This is a genomic window from Fructilactobacillus sp. X3R5C2, assembly GCF_059901175.1.
Window position 1 is genome coordinate 162643 of the sequence record NZ_JBWXVC010000002.1, and the last position, 17201, is coordinate 179843.

General features: G+C 36.4%; 16 protein-coding genes and 1 riboswitch. Of the genes, 15 read left to right on the top strand and 1 reads right to left on the bottom strand.

The window, feature by feature from the left end:
* Positions 1-17: 17 nt before the first annotated feature.
* Entirely contained in the window at positions 18-194 is a 177-nt protein-coding gene (locus AC6UD4_RS02880) for a YjzD family protein (RefSeq protein ID WP_500693794.1), read from the bottom strand.
* Between the two features lie 125 nt (positions 195-319).
* Here AC6UD4_RS02880 and dnaE point away from each other — a divergent pair, with 125 nt between their 5' ends.
* The 15 genes from dnaE (at position 320) to der (ending at position 17166) form a co-directional block, all read left to right on the top strand.
* Positions 320-3670 carry a DNA polymerase III subunit alpha gene (gene dnaE / locus AC6UD4_RS02885; RefSeq protein ID WP_500693793.1) on the top strand — a complete coding sequence of 1117 codons (3351 nt, stop codon included), beginning with the start codon at positions 320-322 and terminating at the stop codon, positions 3668-3670.
* Positions 3671-3785: 115 nt separating this feature from the next.
* On the top strand, positions 3786-5546 hold the full coding sequence (gene pyk / locus AC6UD4_RS02890) for a pyruvate kinase (RefSeq protein ID WP_500693792.1): 1761 nt from the start codon (positions 3786-3788) through the stop codon (positions 5544-5546).
* 90 nt (positions 5547-5636) lie between these two features.
* Positions 5637-6506 carry a CvfB family protein gene (locus AC6UD4_RS02895; RefSeq protein WP_500693791.1) on the top strand — a complete coding sequence of 290 codons (870 nt, stop codon included), beginning with the start codon at positions 5637-5639 and terminating at the stop codon, positions 6504-6506.
* 6 nt (positions 6507-6512) lie between these two features.
* Positions 6513-7400 carry a site-specific tyrosine recombinase XerD gene (gene xerD, locus AC6UD4_RS02900; protein ID WP_500693790.1) on the top strand — a complete coding sequence of 296 codons (888 nt, stop codon included), beginning with the start codon at positions 6513-6515 and terminating at the stop codon, positions 7398-7400.
* 42 nt (positions 7401-7442) lie between these two features.
* Positions 7443-7823: a riboflavin biosynthesis protein RibT gene (locus AC6UD4_RS02905; protein WP_500693789.1), complete on the top strand. Its 381-nt coding sequence runs from the start codon at positions 7443-7445 to the stop codon at positions 7821-7823.
* A complete protein-coding gene (locus AC6UD4_RS02910; RefSeq protein WP_500693788.1) occupies positions 7792-8514 on the top strand; it encodes a segregation and condensation protein A in 723 nt (240 codons plus the stop codon). The genes AC6UD4_RS02905 and AC6UD4_RS02910 overlap by 32 nt, the downstream gene beginning before the upstream one ends.
* The gene (gene scpB / locus AC6UD4_RS02915) at positions 8514-9086 is read left to right on the top strand and encodes an SMC-Scp complex subunit ScpB (RefSeq protein WP_500709628.1); all 573 of its coding nucleotides are present in this window, start codon (positions 8514-8516) and stop codon (positions 9084-9086) included. The genes AC6UD4_RS02910 and scpB overlap by 1 nt, the downstream gene beginning before the upstream one ends.
* On the top strand, positions 9079-9804 hold the full coding sequence (locus AC6UD4_RS02920; RefSeq protein ID WP_500693786.1) for a pseudouridine synthase: 726 nt from the start codon (positions 9079-9081) through the stop codon (positions 9802-9804). Before scpB ends, AC6UD4_RS02920 begins: the two co-directional genes overlap by 8 nt.
* 6 nt (positions 9805-9810) lie before the next feature.
* Positions 9811-9931, top strand: a riboswitch (FMN riboswitch).
* Positions 9932-9937: 6 nt separating this feature from the next.
* Positions 9938-10570 carry an ECF transporter S component gene (locus AC6UD4_RS02925; RefSeq protein ID WP_500693785.1) on the top strand — a complete coding sequence of 211 codons (633 nt, stop codon included), beginning with the start codon at positions 9938-9940 and terminating at the stop codon, positions 10568-10570.
* The gene (locus tag AC6UD4_RS02930; RefSeq protein ID WP_500693784.1) at positions 10567-11649 is read left to right on the top strand and encodes a helix-turn-helix domain-containing protein; all 1083 of its coding nucleotides are present in this window, start codon (positions 10567-10569) and stop codon (positions 11647-11649) included. The genes AC6UD4_RS02925 and AC6UD4_RS02930 overlap by 4 nt, the downstream gene beginning before the upstream one ends.
* Positions 11627-13054 (top strand): RecQ family ATP-dependent DNA helicase, encoded by a 1428-nt coding sequence (locus AC6UD4_RS02935; protein ID WP_500693783.1) that lies wholly within the window; start codon positions 11627-11629, stop codon positions 13052-13054. Before AC6UD4_RS02930 ends, AC6UD4_RS02935 begins: the two co-directional genes overlap by 23 nt.
* A 58-nt stretch (positions 13055-13112) precedes the next feature.
* Positions 13113-13775, top strand: a complete 663-nt coding sequence (locus AC6UD4_RS02940) for a LysM peptidoglycan-binding domain-containing protein (RefSeq protein ID WP_500693782.1) — start codon at positions 13113-13115, stop codon at positions 13773-13775.
* 30 nt (positions 13776-13805) lie between these two features.
* Entirely contained in the window at positions 13806-14507 is a 702-nt protein-coding gene (gene cmk / locus AC6UD4_RS02945; RefSeq protein WP_500693781.1) for a (d)CMP kinase, read from the top strand.
* Positions 14508-14571: 64 nt separating this feature from the next.
* Positions 14572-15792, top strand: coding sequence for a 30S ribosomal protein S1 (gene rpsA, locus AC6UD4_RS02950; RefSeq protein WP_500693780.1), 1221 nt, complete (start codon positions 14572-14574; stop codon positions 15790-15792).
* Positions 15793-15858: 66 nt separating this feature from the next.
* Positions 15859-17166, top strand: coding sequence for a ribosome biogenesis GTPase Der (der, locus tag AC6UD4_RS02955; RefSeq protein WP_500693779.1), 1308 nt, complete (start codon positions 15859-15861; stop codon positions 17164-17166).
* The last annotated feature ends 35 nt before the right edge of the window (positions 17167-17201 follow it).

Sequence of the window (17201 nt, forward strand, 5' to 3'; positions counted from 1 at the left end):
GTTATTTTTATTTCTAATTAACGACTAATTAGTTTAATTCCGTTGAAGGCAATAAGGGCAACAACAGCGCCGATTACTCCAACTTGAATCCAATTATAAGGTGCGCCAACCAAGGCCGATCCAATATAACCAATAATTTCGCCATATACAAATCCCCAGAAAGCACCAGTTAAGTTAGCAGCAAACGTCTTCATAATTAACACCTCTCAATACCAGTAGTTTATCACTACAGTAGAAAAAATCAATTACAAACTTCGAATAAAATTTATCGGGTCCATTTGCTATAATGAATATGAATTAAGAAAGGAGATGACAAATTTTGGGATACAATCCGTTACAAAACATCACATCGTATAGTTTGCTTCAAAGTACCAATACGGTTCCTAAGTTAATTGAAAAAGCTCGTGCGCGTGGTTATCAAAGTGTGGCTCTAACTGATCGGAATGTGATGTATGGGTCGGTAGCTTTTTATAATGAGGCAAAAAAGCAGGGTATTAAGCCAATTATTGGTTTAACGGCAGTTTTGGACGGGATGTTTTTTAAAGAAAACAAGTCCGAATTGATTTTGATTGCTAAAGATCAGGATGGGTACAAGAATTTGATGAAAATTTCATCACTTTTGATGAGTAATGATCAAACTAATGTTATTGAAAAAATCAAGGATAAACTCCACCATCTATTTGTCATTTTTCCAGAGAATAGTGAGTTAAATAAACTAATTGAAGTAGGAAGAATGAGCGAGGTTAAAACCTTAATTGCTAAAGTAAAGAGCGTTAGCGATTCAAATGCAGTAAAAGTTGGAATTAGCTTAAATCGAACTAAGATAATTATAAATGAGCTTAAGAACCTAGGGGTCCAAGCTGATGTTGATTTAGTGGCGCTTAATTCGGTTGAATATCTTGACGCAGATGATTATTTTTCAAATGAAGTTTTAAAGTCGATTGGAACTGGTGATGTGATCAAAAATCCAATGGAAGAACGGCACCAGGTTGGAACAAAATGGTTGAAGGATCGTCATAATATTGAGACTCAGTATCACAATCTAGGGCTTGATCAAGCGGTTTTAAATAACCAGAAAATGGTTGATGAAGTTGACGTAGCGATTCCCAAAGAGCAACCTAAACTACCGACGTTTAAAGCTCCAGATAATCTTTCTTCAAAGGACTATTTACGTCAATTATGTGAACTTGGTTTAAAGGAAAGATTGAAGGATCAATCGCATCTTAATCGTAGTGAGTATCAGGACCGGTTAGATTCTGAACTAAAAGTTATTAATCGGATGGGATTTGATGATTATTTCTTGATTGTATGGGATGTTTTAAATTTTGCTCATCACCAAGGAATTATAACTGGACCTGGTCGGGGATCTTCAGCGGGATCATTAGTTGCGTACACTTTAAAAATTACCGATGTGGATCCGATTAAGTATAATTTGCTATTTGAACGATTTTTAAACGAAGAACGAGCACAGATGCCGGATATTGATTTAGATATTCCCGATAATCGGCGTGATGATATTTTACAGTATGTTCATCAAAAATATGGAAATGAACATGTTGCTCAAATTGTGACTTTTGGAACGTTAGCTGCCAAACAAGCTCTTCGAGATGTTGGCAGGGTATTTGGAATGACTCCAACTCAAATGGCAAAGTGGTCATCTGCAATTCCAAATCAGCTTCATGAATCCCTGGCTAAGGCCGAATCAGAATCACAGAAATTAAGAAATTTATTAGCTGATAGTAAAACCAATCGGTTGCTATTTGATATTGCTGAAAAACTAGAGGGACTACCACGCCATTTTTCCACTCACGCTGCTGGTTTAATTTTAAGTGAAGATCCCATCGTTGATCGTGCTCCACTTCAATCCGGAAATGATGGATTGTTGATGACCCAGTACTCCAAGTATTATGTTGAAAGCGTGGGGCTCTTAAAGATTGATTTTTTGGGTTTGAGAAACCTCTCTACAATGGCTAACATTTTAGAAATTATTCATTCAAAAGTTGATCGTAATTTTGAAATAACTGACATCAATTTAAATGATCAGGATACTTTGAAGCTTTTTCAATCTGGTAAGACTAATGGGGTTTTTCAATTTGAATCATCTGGGATTCAAAACGTGTTACGTAAATTAAAACCAAATGATTTTGATATGGTGGCAGCCGTGAATGCTTTGTATCGACCCGGTCCCATTAAGAATATTGATATGTTTATTGCCAGAAAGAATGGGACTCAGACGGTTAACTATCCAAATGAAACCATTAAAAACATTTTGGGTTCAACCTTTGGCATTATTGTTTATCAGGAACAAGTTATGCAACTTGCATCGGCAATGGGTGGTTTTACACTGGGACAAGCTGATATTTTGCGCCGTGCGATGAGCAAAAAGCATAAAAAAGAAATGGATAACATGAAGATCCAGTTCATTGATGGCGCTAGTAAAAAAGGATATTCTAAAGACGTTTCAAAGACAACGTTTGACTATATGGAACGATTTGCCGACTATGGATTTAATAAGTCTCACGCAGTTGCATATAGCAAAATGGCGTTTCAGTTGGCCTATTTAAAAGTTCATTTTCCTGGTCCATTTTTTACATCGTTGCTAAATTCGGTGATCGGTAATTCACGTAAGACCAAGAATTACGTTCAAGAAGCCAAAGAATCAGATATTCAAGTTGAGCGTCCTGATATCAATGAGAGTAAAGATGTTTATACTTATCAGGATGGTAAAATCAGGTTTGGACTTCGTACCATCAAAGGATTACGAACCGATTTTATTAAGAATGTTGAGGAAGAACGAAAACAAAATGGTAATTTTCATGATTTACAGGAATTAATCAGTCGAATCGATCCCAGGTTTAGAAAAATTGATCTTTTAAATGCACTTGCTTATTCAGGGGCGCTTGATGGTTTTGGGTATAACCGAAAAGAATTAATTAATGCCATTCCAGAATTTATTAGTTCTACTGAATTAAGTGGAAACTCAATTGAATTAATTCAAGCGTTGGCTCCCAAAATTAAAAGAACTGATGATTTTTCTGATTGGGAGAAACTAAACAAGGAAAATGAGTACCTTGGAACTTATTTAACCGGGCATCCAGTTGGTCACTATACTGATTTACAAGAACAAGTGCATGCTTTAACTACTAATGATATTCATGAGCCCAGTAAAAACGTGAAAATGATTTTGTTTGTATCTCATGTAAAGACGATCCGAACGAAAAAAGGGCAACTTATGGCTTTCATAGATGGTAATGATCAGTTTGGTGATATTGATGTGACCATTTTTCCTAATCTTTACGCTAAAATTAGTGGATGGATAAAAAGTGGAATAGTGGTTTTGGTGTCTGGAAACATTGAGGTTCAACGGGGACTTCAATTAGTGGCAAATTCAATTGAACCAGCTGCTAATGTCGTTCATCAGTCTTTAAAAAAAGTTGATCATCAAAAAAAGCTTTATTTAAAGATTGCGTTAGATCATGATCGAGATTCAATCTATCAAGATTTAATCCGGATAATAAAAAGATATCCTGGTTCAACACCAATTTTGCTTTATCGAGCTTCCGATGATCGAAAGCAACTATTAGATAAAGCATATAACGTGGCCATTAATTCTGATTTAATGCATGATTTACGCGACATTTTAGGAGTGGGAAACGTTGTTACACAATGATAAATTTTGCCTGTGAAACTAACGACAATCCTTATAAAAAGTGATACAATACACTTGAAATCAAATAAGGCTTGGTACGCAGATGTGTGCCATGCAAAAAGGAGAGGCTTTACTTATGAAGAGAACAAAGATCGTAAGTACACTTGGTCCTGCAAGTACTGATGTTGATACCATCACTAAGCTTATTGAAGCAGGAGCAAACGTTTTTCGTTTCAATTTTTCACACGGAGACCATGCGGAACATTTAGACCGTATGAATAAAGTGAAAGAAGCGGAAAAGAAAACTGGTAAGGTTGTTGGAATTGTCTTAGATACTAAGGGTGCTGAAATCAGAACCACGGTACAAAAAGACGGAAAGATTGAATACCACACTGGTGATCAATTTAGAATTTCAATGGATGGGAACCTTGAGGGAACCAAAGACAAGATTGCTGTTTCTTACCCAGGCTTGTATGACGACGTTAAAGTTGGCGGACACGTTCTGTTTGATGACGGTCTTTTGGATACCAAGATTGACAAAAAAGATGATGCCAACAAAGAGTTAGTGGTTACTGCCCAAAATAACGGGGTCTTGGGCTCACGTAAGGGTGTTAATGCTCCAGGAGTTTCAATTAACTTACCTGGTATTACTGAAAAAGATACTGATGATATCCTTTTCGGATGTGACCATGGTATTAACTATATCTCTGCTTCATTTGTTAGAAAGCCACAAGATGTCCTAGATATCCGTGCCTTACTTGAAAGCAAGAATATGGAAGACGTTCAAATTTTTCCTAAGATTGAATCACAAGAAGGAATCGACAACTTTAACGAAATCATCAAAGTATCTGATGGTTTGATGGTTGCCAGAGGTGACATGGGAGTTGAAATTCCACCAGAAAATGTCCCAACCGTTCAAAAACATTTAATCAAGATCTGTAATGATTTAGGTAAACCAGTTATCACTGCTACTCAAATGCTTGATTCCATGCAAGAAGAACCAAGACCTACTCGTGCCGAAGTATCTGATGTTGCTAATGCTGTTTATGATGGTACTGATGCAACTATGCTTTCAGGTGAAAGTGCTAACGGTGATTACCCAGTTAAGTCAGTTGCAATGATGAGCAAGATTGATATCGAAGCTGACAAACACTTCTTTGAATTTGGTACTCCACGTCCTAAGTTCGGTACTGGTGACGTCACTGAGTCACTTGGTGAAGCAGTTGCACGGATTGCTAAGGATATGGGAATTCACACGATTGTAGCTGCAACTGGTTCAGGTTACACTGCAAGAATGATTTCAAAATATCATCCAGACGCTGATATTCTTGCTTTAACGTTTAACGATCGTGTTCGTCGTGGATTGACGGTTAACTATGGTGTTCAACCCATCTTAGTTGATAAACCATCAAATCCAGATGAAATGTTCGAATTGGCTGCTAAAAAGTCAGTTGAAACTGGACTCGCTAAGGAAGGCGACATGATCTTGATTACTTCAGGTGTACCATTAGGTGATCAAGGGACTACTAACACAATTCGTGTTAAGTTGATTGGTACTAAATTAGCTCAAGGTCAAGGTGTTGGTGGTGAAACTGTCATTGGCAAGACAGTAGTTGCTAAAGATGCTAAGGAAGCTAACGATAAAGCCGTTGATGGTGGCGTTCTAGTTGTTAAGGATACAAACAAGGACTACTTACCAGCAATGAAGAAGTCAAGTGCAATCGTGGTTGAAAACGGTGGTTTGACCTCATACGCTGCTGTCGTTGGTATATCACTTAATATTCCAGTAATTGTTGGTGCTACTGATGCAGTTGAAAACATCAAAGATGGTCAATTAGTTACTGTTGATGGTCGTCGCGGTGTTGTTTACGCTGGTAACCAATCAAAAGCTAAATAATAATTATTAAGAATGAAGCACCCGATTATTATCGGATGCTTTTTTTATTTGGTATAATATTCATTAAAAGCACTGGGATGGAGAATTAATATGAATGAAGATTTGGGAACCGTAATTACGGGAAAAGTCACTGATGAAAACGATAAGGAGTATTTCATTCAAAATAACGGAATTACCTATTCTTTAAACAAGGGCGAGTTAAAAAAGCCAATTAAATTAGGTGGAAATTTTAAAGGATTTGTCTACGAAAATGAAAAGCATCAAATGAAAATCACGCGAAACGTTCCGGATGTTGGAATTGACAGCTATGCATGGGGAAAAGTGGTTGGAATTAAATTTGGATTGGGAATCTTTGTTGACATCGGTTTACCAGATAAGGATGTTGCTGTTTCTCTTGATGATTTGCCGGATATTAAGTCATTATGGCCAGAAGTTGGTGACCAACTTTTAATTGCTTTAAAAAAGGATAGTAAGAATCGAATCTGGGGTAAATTAGCTGACCCCCAGATATATAAAGCAATTTCTCAGCCAGTTAATGATCCAAAATTGAAAAATCGGGATGTTAACGCTTGGGTCATTAACCCTAAACTGATGGGAACGCAAGTAATAACGGATCACTATAATTTAGGGTTCATTGACAAATCAGAAGAGGAAGAACAACCACGACTAGGAGAGAAAGTAAACGCTAGGATTATTGGAATCCGACCCAATAAAACGCTTTATTTATCACTTAGACCACGATCTTATGAAGTGATTGGTGAGGACGCCAAGATGATTCAGACAATTCTTGAGCATAAGCCTAATAATGAATTACCTTATAACGATAAAAGTGACCCTCAAGTAATTAAGGATTACTTTGGAATCAGCAAATCTCAGTTTAAACGAGCCCTGGGGCATTTATTAAAGGCTCATGTTATTTCCGAAACCCCAGATGGAATTAAATTAACTGAAACGAGATGAAAGTAAGTGAATGATCAAATTGAAGATTATCTCCACTATTTACTAGTAGAAAGAGGATTATCTGACAATACCATTAAAAGTTATCGACAAGATTTAAGGGAATTTGAGTTGGATTTAAAAAAAAATCACATCAGTTCGTTTAAAGATGTCGACCAGTATGCAATTTTAAATTACATGGAAACAATGAAAAATAGTGGTAAGTCTCGTAATACAATCATTCGATTTGTATCAACGCTTCGTAAATTTTTTCAATATTTAATGGAATTTAAGGTGATTAAAAAGAACCCCATGAACAAGATTGATACTCCTAAAAAGGGCAAGCACTTACCCGATGTTTTATCCGTTAATGAAGTTGATCGATTACTTAAAATGCCGGATGTGAACACCAAGTATGGGGTAAGAGATCGAACCATTTTAGAAGTGATGTATGCTACTGGGCTTCGAGTATCTGAATTGATTAATTTAAAGTTATCCGATCTTCATTTAGAAATGAATCTGATTCAGACCATTGGAAAGGGAGATAAGGAACGAATTGTTCCAATTGGAGAAGTTGCTCAGAATTGGCTATTTAAGTATTTAAATGATAGTCGATTACAGTTACTTAAGCACCGGACATCTCCGTACGTTTTTTTGAATGCGCATGGTGGACGAATTAGTCGACAAAGCATTTGGGAAAAGATTAAACGTTACGTTAGTTTAGCTGGCATTAAAAAGAACGTTACTCCACATACATTACGACATTCTTTTGCAACGCACATTTTAGAAAATGGAGCCGATCTTAGAACTGTGCAGGAATTACTTGGACATTCTGATATTTCCACGACGCAAATTTACACTCATATTTCCCACGAGCGGTTAAGTCAGGTGTATGATAAATATCATCCAAGAGCATAAAATGAGATGGAGTAATGACAGCAAGTAATTGAGGTGATGTCGATGCTATTCAGGTATCGAAATGATTATGAAAAGATTGTGATGGGGATGTTGTCACTTTCTAAAAGTAACGATAAAACGAAACATCTTGTGGAAGAAATGAATTGGTATCGAAATGCTGACAATCGTGACATTTTTCTTTGGAAGGATCGATTTGGAAATTGGGCTGGAATTGTAGGAGTTGAAATCAACCCGAAAAACGTGGTTGTTAGAAGGATTACCCTTACGCCAGATGCTAACAATATTTTTAATGAATTTCGAATTCTTGATAGTGTTGAAAATGAATATCCTGACAAAAAAATCATGGGAACGTTTAATACGCAAGATGTCATTAGTAAATGGGAGTTAAGTCATGAACAGAGACAATCTACAGATTCACGTTAATGACTTTGATGGTCCACTAGAGCTTTTACTGCATCTAATCAAACAAGCAAAGATGGATATTTATGATATTGACATTAAGGATATTACTGATCAATATTTTAAATATTTAAATAAAATGAAACGTTTAAATTTTGATATTGCTGGTGATTTCTTTGTAATGGCGGCTAATTTGATGCGAATTAAATCTAAAATGTTGTTAGCTAAAGAAACTGATGATGAATTAGATGATGATCCACGGGACGATCTGGTTGATCAGTTGGTTGAATATAATCGGTATAAAAAAGCGTCGAAAAAGTTGCAAAAAAAAGAAGTAGAACGAAATCATTATCATTCTAGGATTCGTTCTTTTAATAAGTCGGAGATTGCGATTGGTGAAAATGAGTTTGAAATTAGCTTGCTGGAACGAGCATGGAATAAGATCATTAAACGACATCAGTTAACTTCTAAACCGCCAGTTCAACAAGTTTCAGAATGGAATTTTAGCGTTAATGAGCAAAGTGAAGTAATTATGAGACGAATAAATGGAGCTAGTAGTCATGAAATCTATTTTTCCAAGTTGTTTGAGGCCAATTCTCCTTTAGAAGAATTAGTGACCGATTTTTTGGCACTTTTGGAAATGGTTAAACATCATCGTATTATGGTTGTGCAAACCAGTAATGACGGAGAAATCTTATTAAGGAAATCTAATTAATGAATTTAATGGCAGAAATTGAAGCTCTCTTGTATGTTTCGGGAGAGTCTGGAATGACAATTGAACGGTTGAAAAAATTAACTTCCGCAAATGATTCCACCATTCGGAGCTGTATTGCTTCGTTGAGTGAGCGTTATTCAAGTGATCGATTTGGCATCTGCATTTTACAAAATGGTGACATTATCCATATGACAACTAAAAAGGATTATTCAAAAGTAATTCAAAAGTTTGTTAAATCCGATGAAGAGTTGTTAACGCAGTCGGCACTTGAGACGCTTACGATTATTGCATATAAACAGCCAATAACGCGCGTTGAGGTTGATGAGGTGAGGGGCGTAAATAGTTTGATTTCAATTAGAAATCTTTTGGCACAAAATTTAATTACCATCAAGGGTGAGCTTGATGAACCGGGCAAACCTAAGCTATATGTTACTACCGACCTTTTTTTAAATGCGTTTAACCTTAAAAGCATTAATGATTTACCAGCTTTAGACGCAGAAACGGATCCAAAAGATTATGGTCAGATGTTTGATGATAAAATGAAACCATTGGAGGATCAGCGAAATGAGTGAAAGATTACAAAAAGTTATGGCGCATGATGGGGTGGCTTCGAGACGAAAGTCTGAGGAACTTATTAGTACTGGACATGTGAAGGTTAATGGTAAGATAGTTAATCAGTTAGGGATAAAAGTTGAACCCACTGACAAGATTGAGGTGGATGGAACATCGTTAAGAAAAGAAGATCTAGTATATTTTGCCCTGTATAAGCCACGTGGGGTAATTTCTTCTGTGAGGGATGAAAGGGATCGAAAGACCGTTTTGAACTTTTTTAAAAAGGTTCCTGAACGAATATACCCGGTTGGACGATTAGATTATGATACGAGTGGGATAATTATTTTAACTAACGACGGAACGCTTGATTTCCAGTTAACTCATCCTAAATATGAAATAAAAAAGACGTACTTAGTTAAGGTGATTGGGAAACTCGATCACAATGAGTTGAATAAAATTCGAAAGGGTGTTTTAATTAATGGCAAGTATAAGAGTGCACCCGCGGAAGTTGAGGTGATTTATAAGGCTGGTAATTCAAAGAATAATTCGGTGCTACGTTTGACGATTCACGAGGGTAAGAATCATGAAGTTAAAGATATGCTGAAAGCAGTTGGTCATCCTGTTGAAAAATTAAAACGGGAAGAGTTTGCTGGGATTGGTTTAGAAAACTTACGACCTGGTGAGTTTCGTAGGCTCCGAAAAAGAGAAATACGAGATTTGTATGCTTTAACTAAATAATTAATAAAACGTCTTCAAGGTCGGGTGAAATTCCCAATCGGTGGTTACAGCCCACTACCCAATGAAAATTGGTTGAGATGGTGAAATCCCATTGCCGACAGTAAAGTCTGGTATAAAGAAGATGAGTTTTTTTATGGCGCAATTTACCCTAATTGACTTTGAAGAACGTTTAATTGGAGGAATTGTGATGATAGCTAAAAACGATCGAATTAAGAGAATTACTATAACTGCCGTGATTGGTGCGATCTCATTTTTGTTAATGTTGATTTCATTTCCAATCATCCCATACATGAGTTATTTGAAATTGGATTTTTCGGATATTCCAATTTTGATTTGTTTGTTATTATTGGGACCGGGTGCAGCCATTGAAGCTGTGATACTTAAACTATTTATTTACTGGATGGTGATGGGTTTTTCACCACTTGAGTTAATTGGGTTGACCACCTCTCTTTTAGCCTCATTAACAATGATTTTGGTGTTTTACTTTTTGAGAAAATATTTATTTAAAAGTCACTGGATTGACTTTTTGATTGTTTTGGTTGAAACGCTGGCGTTAACAATTGTCATGAGTATTACCAATTTGTTCATTAGTACTCCACTGTATGTGAAACTAACAAATTTAAAGTTAGATTTTTCGCTTGCCAAAACGATTCTTTACGGAGTGGTTCCCTTTAACTTAATCAAGGGTATTGTGATTGGATTGATTTTTGTGATTATTGCAAAACAAATGCAGAAATGGATTAATAAGCGATCTTATCAAAAATGATTAATAATACAAATGAAGCTCTTGGTCTTTTCGTTTTTAGTGCAACCCAAAAACGAAGGGCTCGATTAATTGAAAACTTACTGTTAGGCAAGAAAACGGTAGCCACCTTATACTGGGCGATGAGATATGGTCTTTTAGACCTTCTTGGAGTTGGACGATATTTTAATAAAAACGAATTAGATGTTAAGTCTCTGATTAGTGCGAACTTGCTGGAAGAAGTTGAACATGGTCAGTTTAAATTAACGTCTGAAGGAGAAAAAGAAAGAGAAGAATTAGTTAAAATGATTGATGATTCTAATCTTTCTTTTTCATTACATACTTTTCAAAGGATTGATTTAGTTAGTTTTAAGCAACGATTTCAGTTGTTTGTTCAGATTATCTCAGAGCATGTCCATAACGTTAGACACTATTATCCAGTCAATGTTGATGGAGTGAATAAAGATTTTATTAAAAAATATTATCGACTGATTGATCGCAAGCAAGTTGGCACAGATTTAAAGAAAGAGTTGAAACGATTTTTATCCTTACTCGATCTAAATGACGCTGATTTATTTGCTCAAGGATTAGTTGGATTTAGTACTAATGGATTCACAATCCAGCAGATTGCACATAATTTAAACCAATCGTTAGTCAAAAGTTATATTGCTGATTTTATCAATTATGCAAAATTGGCGAACTTTGTTGAGCAAAGTGATCAATTTGTAATGGTTCCATTACTTAATGGTCTTTTCAAAAATCCAATTTCTGGTAGTGCTAAAAGGACTTTTGATGAATATGAACGATTGGGTAATATAAAAAAGGTTGAACAACTGCGAAATCTACGAGAGTCAACTGTCCTAGAACATCTTCTGGAAGTTGCAATTTACGTTGATTATGACAAGTTTCCTTATCGAAATTTCATTTCCCTTCAAATGGAAAGAAAAGTTAGGCGTATTCTACTTGGAACGGACGTTGATGACTGGGACTATCATCAATTACCAACTGATGTTTTAGAGCAGTTTAGTTTTTTTCAATTTAGATTACTTGAAATCAAACAGACAAAACAGGGAATTAATAATGAACAAGATGAAACTTGCTAAACAAATATTAAAAAATAAGTTTGGCTTTAGTGATTTTAAGCCTGGTCAAGATAAGACCATTTCTGCACTATTAAATGGCGCAAATGTTCTTTCAGTCATGCCAACTGGGGCAGGTAAATCATTAATATACCAGTTATATGGGTATTTAATTAAGCGGCCGGTTGTGATTGTCTCGCCACTTATTTCTCTTATGGAAGATCAGGTTGGTCGGATGAACTTTATGGGAGAAAAGCGGGTGTGTGCTTTAAATTCAATGAACGATTGGTCGAAGCGACACCGGCTATTGAATCATCTTGATCAGTTTCGTTATATTTTTGTTTCGCCAGAACTATTATCTAATTCTGATGTGCTTAACCGCATTAAGCAATTGAAAATTGGCTTATTGGTGATTGATGAAGCACATTGTATCTCTAAGTGGGGGCTTGATTTTCGTCCTGATTACCTGTCATTAAGACAGGTGATTCGTACGTTAGGACATCCGCAAACGCTAATGCTAACGGCAACTGCTTCAAAAAAAGTTCAAAGAGATATCATTAATTATTTGAAGTTAACTGACGTTCAAGAAATAATTGAAAATGTGGATCGGCCTAACATTTTTCTTGCGGTTCATAAAAGTTCAAGTGAAAAAGATAAGCAAGCCTATCTTTTTAATTTAATTGAGAAACTCAAGTATCCCGGTATAATTTATTTCTCTAGCCGAGATAAGGCTTCGAAAGTTGCTTTGAAACTTAGAGAACAAACTGATATCAAAGTGGCAGCTTATCATGCCGGTCTTAGTAACGATGATCGGTATCGGATTCAGCATCAGTTTATGGATAATGAGCTTCAGGTCATCTGTGCAACAAGCGCCTTTGGAATGGGGATTGACAAATCAGACATCCGATTTGTAGTCCATTATCATATGCCGACTGATATGGAAAGTTATGTTCAAGAAATTGGCAGAGCTGGAAGAGACGGTAAACAGAGTATCGCAGTGTTACTTTACTCTAATGGTGATGAACAAATTGCACAGAGCTTAATTGTTAGGTCCATTCCTAATGATCAACAGATTGATAATTTCTTTTCAAATCCCAAAGCTAAAATGAGTGAGCAGAATAAGAGACTCCTTCAGTTCTATTTAAATCATGAGTATGGTAATGATGACGTCAAACAGATTTTTTCTGAGGTCACCCTTAAAAAGGATCAAAGTTTAAAGCAAGTTGTCTGGTACATTAATCATACTGGCTGTCGGCGAAAACTTCTGCTTTCTTTATTTGATGTGAACTTTGATGACCACACTGATGATTGTTGTGACTTTGGAAGTGAAAAGTTTGATTTAATGAGTCTTGGTTTGTTAAAAGACGTTAATAGTGAAAAGTCCAATTCAATTGGTACTTGGTATGAGATTTTGGACAAACTTTTTTAATAATAATTAGGCGCAAAAAATGATATAATCGCCATAGAAGTTTTGGAGGGATGTATTTATGAGGGACGACAAACATAAAGATAACAAAAAAAATGATCCATGGGATGATTCATTTTCAGACGACACCGATCCAGATGGAAATCTTTCAAGGACAGAGTACCGTAAGCACCACCGTAGTAATTCATTAGTCGTGATTATGCTGGTTTCTGTTATTGTAATTATTGCCCTTATTGCACTTGTTTTTGGGCTTTCTAAGGAACGTGCGGTTGGAAATGGGAGTACCAGTGAAAAGACTCAGAGTAGTAAGATGCACCACGAAAAACTCAAAAAGAATAAAGATCAGAAATCAAAGAAACCGAAAGCAAACTCAGGTAGTGTTCAAAGTGAGGATACTACAAATGATAATACTGTTTCATCTGATGCTGGATCTGAAGAGGCTTCATCTTCATCCGTTCAAAACGAAACGGGAAGTAACCAAAGTAGTACGACTCCAAGTAGTGATTCATCATCTACTGCTAATAACTCGCAGCAACAAAAACCAGCCCAAACAACGAATGGCACTGATAATGCTGGTAGTAATGATTACGTTAAGGTTCAAAAAGGTCAGGGAGTTTATCGCGTAGCTACTAATGCGGGTATTAGTATGCAACAGTTATTAAAATTAAATGGACTTAGTTCATCCAGCCAGATTCATCCAGGACAAAGTTTAAGGGTTAAATAATTACAAATAAATGATAAGGATTGATTACATTTGGGTAAGAACGGCTTACAAGTTGCAATCGATGGACCTGCTTCAGCGGGTAAAAGCACGGTAGCTAAACTAGTTGCAAAAAAATTTCATTACATATATTGTGATACCGGTGCAATGTATCGATCAATTACGTTAAAAGCAATTAGACTAGGATTAGATTTAAATGATGAGAAGACCCTTCTTGATCTTTTAAAAAAAACCACGATTACTTTTGAACCGGGTGATCCAGTTCAAAAGGTCTTTGTTGACGGTAAAGAAGTTACAAATGATATTCGCAGTCCTCAGGTAACTAGCAATGTTTCAGCAGTTTCAGCACTTGGATCAATTCGTTTCGAATTAGTTAAAAGACAACAGGATTTGGCAAAAGATGGTGGAATCGTTATGGATGGTAGAGACATTGGCACGACGGTTCTACCAAAGGCAGATGTAAAGGTCTTTTTAATTGCCAGTGTTACGGAGCGAGCTGAGCGGAGATATAAAGAGGATCAAGCAAAGGGAATTTCGGTTAGTCTCAATAAACTTAAAAAAGATATTAAGGAACGGGATTATAAGGATTCCCATCGAAAGATATCCCCATTAAAAAAAGCATCTGATGCTTTTGAAATTGATACCACTTCAATGTCGATTGATGACGTGGTTGCGGCAATTTCGCAATTAATCGAAAATAAAATTCAACAACTTTCAAATAATAAAGCCGATTAACTGGTATTTTATTTCCAACTAAGATAAAATAGCAATTAGAGTTGTTGCAAGGAGGAAATGTTTGATGAGTGAAAACGATACTAATGCAAACAAAGATTTATTAGCCGCTCTCGATAATATTAAGCAGGTAAACGTTGGTGATGTTGTTAATGGTGAAATTTTGGCCATTGATGATGACCAGCAATTAGTCGTGGGAATCGAAGGCGCTGGTGTTGAAGGAGTTATTCCAAGGAAAGAAATTTCTGCACAAAGGGAAGATAACCCAACTTCAAACTACAAAGTTGGAGACAAAGTTAAGGTTGTTGTTGTATCTCGAATTGGTGATGATAAGGAAGGTGGAAGTTACCTTCTTTCAATCAGAAGACTTGAGGCTCTCAAGGTTTGGGATGACATCAAGGAAAAAGCTGATAAGGGTGACACCATCAAAGTTACTGTTACTCGTGCGGTAAAAGGTGGTTTAGTGGTAAATGCTGACGGAGTTCGTGGATTTATTCCAGCTTCCATGATTACTGATCACTTTGTTGATGATTTAAATCAATTTAAAGGTCAAGAACTCGAAGTTAAGATTATTGAAGTTGTTCCTGAAGAGAATCGTTTGATTTTATCACATAGAGCGATTGCTGAAGCAGAACGTAAAGAAGCTCGTGATAGAATTATGAGCACACTAAAACCCGGAGATGTTGTTGAAGGGAAAGTTGCTCGTTTGACTAATTTTGGTGCCTTTGTCGATCTTGGTGGGATTGATGGACTTGTTCACGTTTCAGAAATTTCTTATGAGCATGTTAACAAACCAAGTGATGTTTTGAAGGTTGGCGAAGAGGTTAAGGTTAAAGTTCTTTCAGTTGATCCTGATCGTAATCGTATTTCATTATCAATTAAACAAACTCAACCAGGTCCTTGGAGTGACATTGAAGAAAAAGCTCCTAAGGGAAGTGTTCTTGATGGAAAAGTTAAGCGCTTAGTTGATTTTGGTGCTTTTGTTGAAGTTTTCCCTGGTGTTGAAGGATTAGTTCACATTTCACAAATTTCACATAAGCATATTGACAAGCCGAGTGATGTTGTGAAGTCTGGCGAAGACGTTAAAGTTAAAGTCCTTGACGTTCAACCTGAAGAACATCGATTAGCATTGTCAATGAAAGCTCTCGAAAAAGACCCTAGAGATGATCAAAAAACTCCAAAGAAAAATGTGAGTGATAATTCAACTAATAATGCTCCTGAAGAAGAGAATGGTTTTACGTTAGGTGACATTGTTGGAAATGAATTAAATGATGATGACAATGAGTAATTAGAAAATTATCCTTCATGTTTATGAAGGATTTTTTTTATTCTCAAAAATAAGAGGTGATATAAAATGGCAAAACCTACTGTAGCAATTGTTGGAAGACCAAACGTTGGTAAATCAACAATTTTTAATCGAATTGCGGGTGAACGAATTTCAATCGTTGAAGATACCCCTGGTGTGACCCGAGATCGTATTTATGCTCATGGGAGTTGGCTTGGTCACAACTTTAATTTGATCGACACTGGTGGAATTGAAGTTGCTGATGAGCCATTTATTAAACAAATCACTGATCAAGCAGAAATTGCGATTGATGAAGCTGATGTAATTATATTTATGGTAAATGGTAAGCAGGGAATGACTGACGCTGATGAACGAGTGGCGCAATTATTGTATCGGTCTGACACACCAGTTGTATTGGCGGTTAATAAAATTGACAATCCCGAAAGTCGGGCAGACATTTATGATTTCTATGCTTTGGGGTTTGGTGACCCATATCCTATTTCTGGCTCTCACGGACTTGGTTTGGGTGATTTATTAGATGCTGTTGTTAAGAATTTCCCAGAAAATACTAACGAAACTGACGATGATAGTATTAAATTTAGTGTGATTGGCCGACCAAATGTTGGTAAGTCATCACTTGTCAATGCTATTTTAGGAGAGAATCGGGTAATCGTATCAAATGTAGCTGGTACCACTCGCGATGCGATTGACACTAAGTTTGAAAATGATGGTCAAGGGTACACCATTGTTGATACCGCAGGAATTCGGAAACGTGGTAAGGTTTATGAAAAGACCGAGAAATACAGCGTAATGCGAGCTATGAGAGCAATTGATGGAAGTGATGTGACATTAATGGTTCTCAATGCAGAAGAAGGCATTAGAGAGCAAGACAAGCGGGTTGCTGGATATGCGCACGAGGCTGGCAAGGGTGTCATCATTGTCGTTAATAAATGGGACGCTTTAAAAAAAGATAATCACTCGCAACAACAATTTGAAGCTGATATTCGTGAGCAATTTCAGTATTTGGCTTACGCACCCATTATTTTTGTATCCGCAACGACCAAACAACATGTTAGTCAGTTACCATCTTTGATTAAACGAGTTAACGAAAACCATCAACGTCGAATCCAGTCGTCAACCTTAAATGATGTTATCATGGATTCAATCGCAATTACTCCAACACCAACCAGAAATGGGAAGCGACTTCGGATTTACTATGCTACCCAGGTTGCTGTTGGACCGCCAACGATTGTCTTGTTTGTAAATGATCCAGAACTACTTCATTTTTCGTACAAACGTTATTTGGAAAATCAAATTAGAAAAAATTTTGACTTTGCTGGGACACCAATTCACTTGATAGCAAGGCGTCGAAAGTAATGACTAATGGTAACAACCTTCTAATCATAATTATA

Coding starts and splice junctions, on each gene's coding strand:
- AC6UD4_RS02880 (WP_500693794.1), bottom strand. CDS start 194: ATGAAGACGTTTGCTGCTAACTTAACTGGTGCTTTCTGGGGATTTGTA.
- pyk (WP_500693792.1), top strand. CDS start 3,786: ATGAAGAGAACAAAGATCGTAAGTACACTTGGTCCTGCAAGTACTGAT.
- AC6UD4_RS02895 (WP_500693791.1), top strand. CDS start 5,637: ATGAATGAAGATTTGGGAACCGTAATTACGGGAAAAGTCACTGATGAA.
- AC6UD4_RS02905 (WP_500693789.1), top strand. CDS start 7,443: ATGCTATTCAGGTATCGAAATGATTATGAAAAGATTGTGATGGGGATG.
- AC6UD4_RS02910 (WP_500693788.1), top strand. CDS start 7,792: ATGAACAGAGACAATCTACAGATTCACGTTAATGACTTTGATGGTCCA.
- scpB (WP_500709628.1), top strand. CDS start 8,514: ATGAATTTAATGGCAGAAATTGAAGCTCTCTTGTATGTTTCGGGAGAG.
- AC6UD4_RS02920 (WP_500693786.1), top strand. CDS start 9,079: ATGAGTGAAAGATTACAAAAAGTTATGGCGCATGATGGGGTGGCTTCG.
- AC6UD4_RS02925 (WP_500693785.1), top strand. CDS start 9,938: ATGGCGCAATTTACCCTAATTGACTTTGAAGAACGTTTAATTGGAGGA.
- AC6UD4_RS02930 (WP_500693784.1), top strand. CDS start 10,567: ATGATTAATAATACAAATGAAGCTCTTGGTCTTTTCGTTTTTAGTGCA.
- AC6UD4_RS02935 (WP_500693783.1), top strand. CDS start 11,627: ATGAACAAGATGAAACTTGCTAAACAAATATTAAAAAATAAGTTTGGC.
- AC6UD4_RS02940 (WP_500693782.1), top strand. CDS start 13,113: ATGAGGGACGACAAACATAAAGATAACAAAAAAAATGATCCATGGGAT.
- rpsA (WP_500693780.1), top strand. CDS start 14,572: ATGAGTGAAAACGATACTAATGCAAACAAAGATTTATTAGCCGCTCTC.
- der (WP_500693779.1), top strand. CDS start 15,859: ATGGCAAAACCTACTGTAGCAATTGTTGGAAGACCAAACGTTGGTAAA.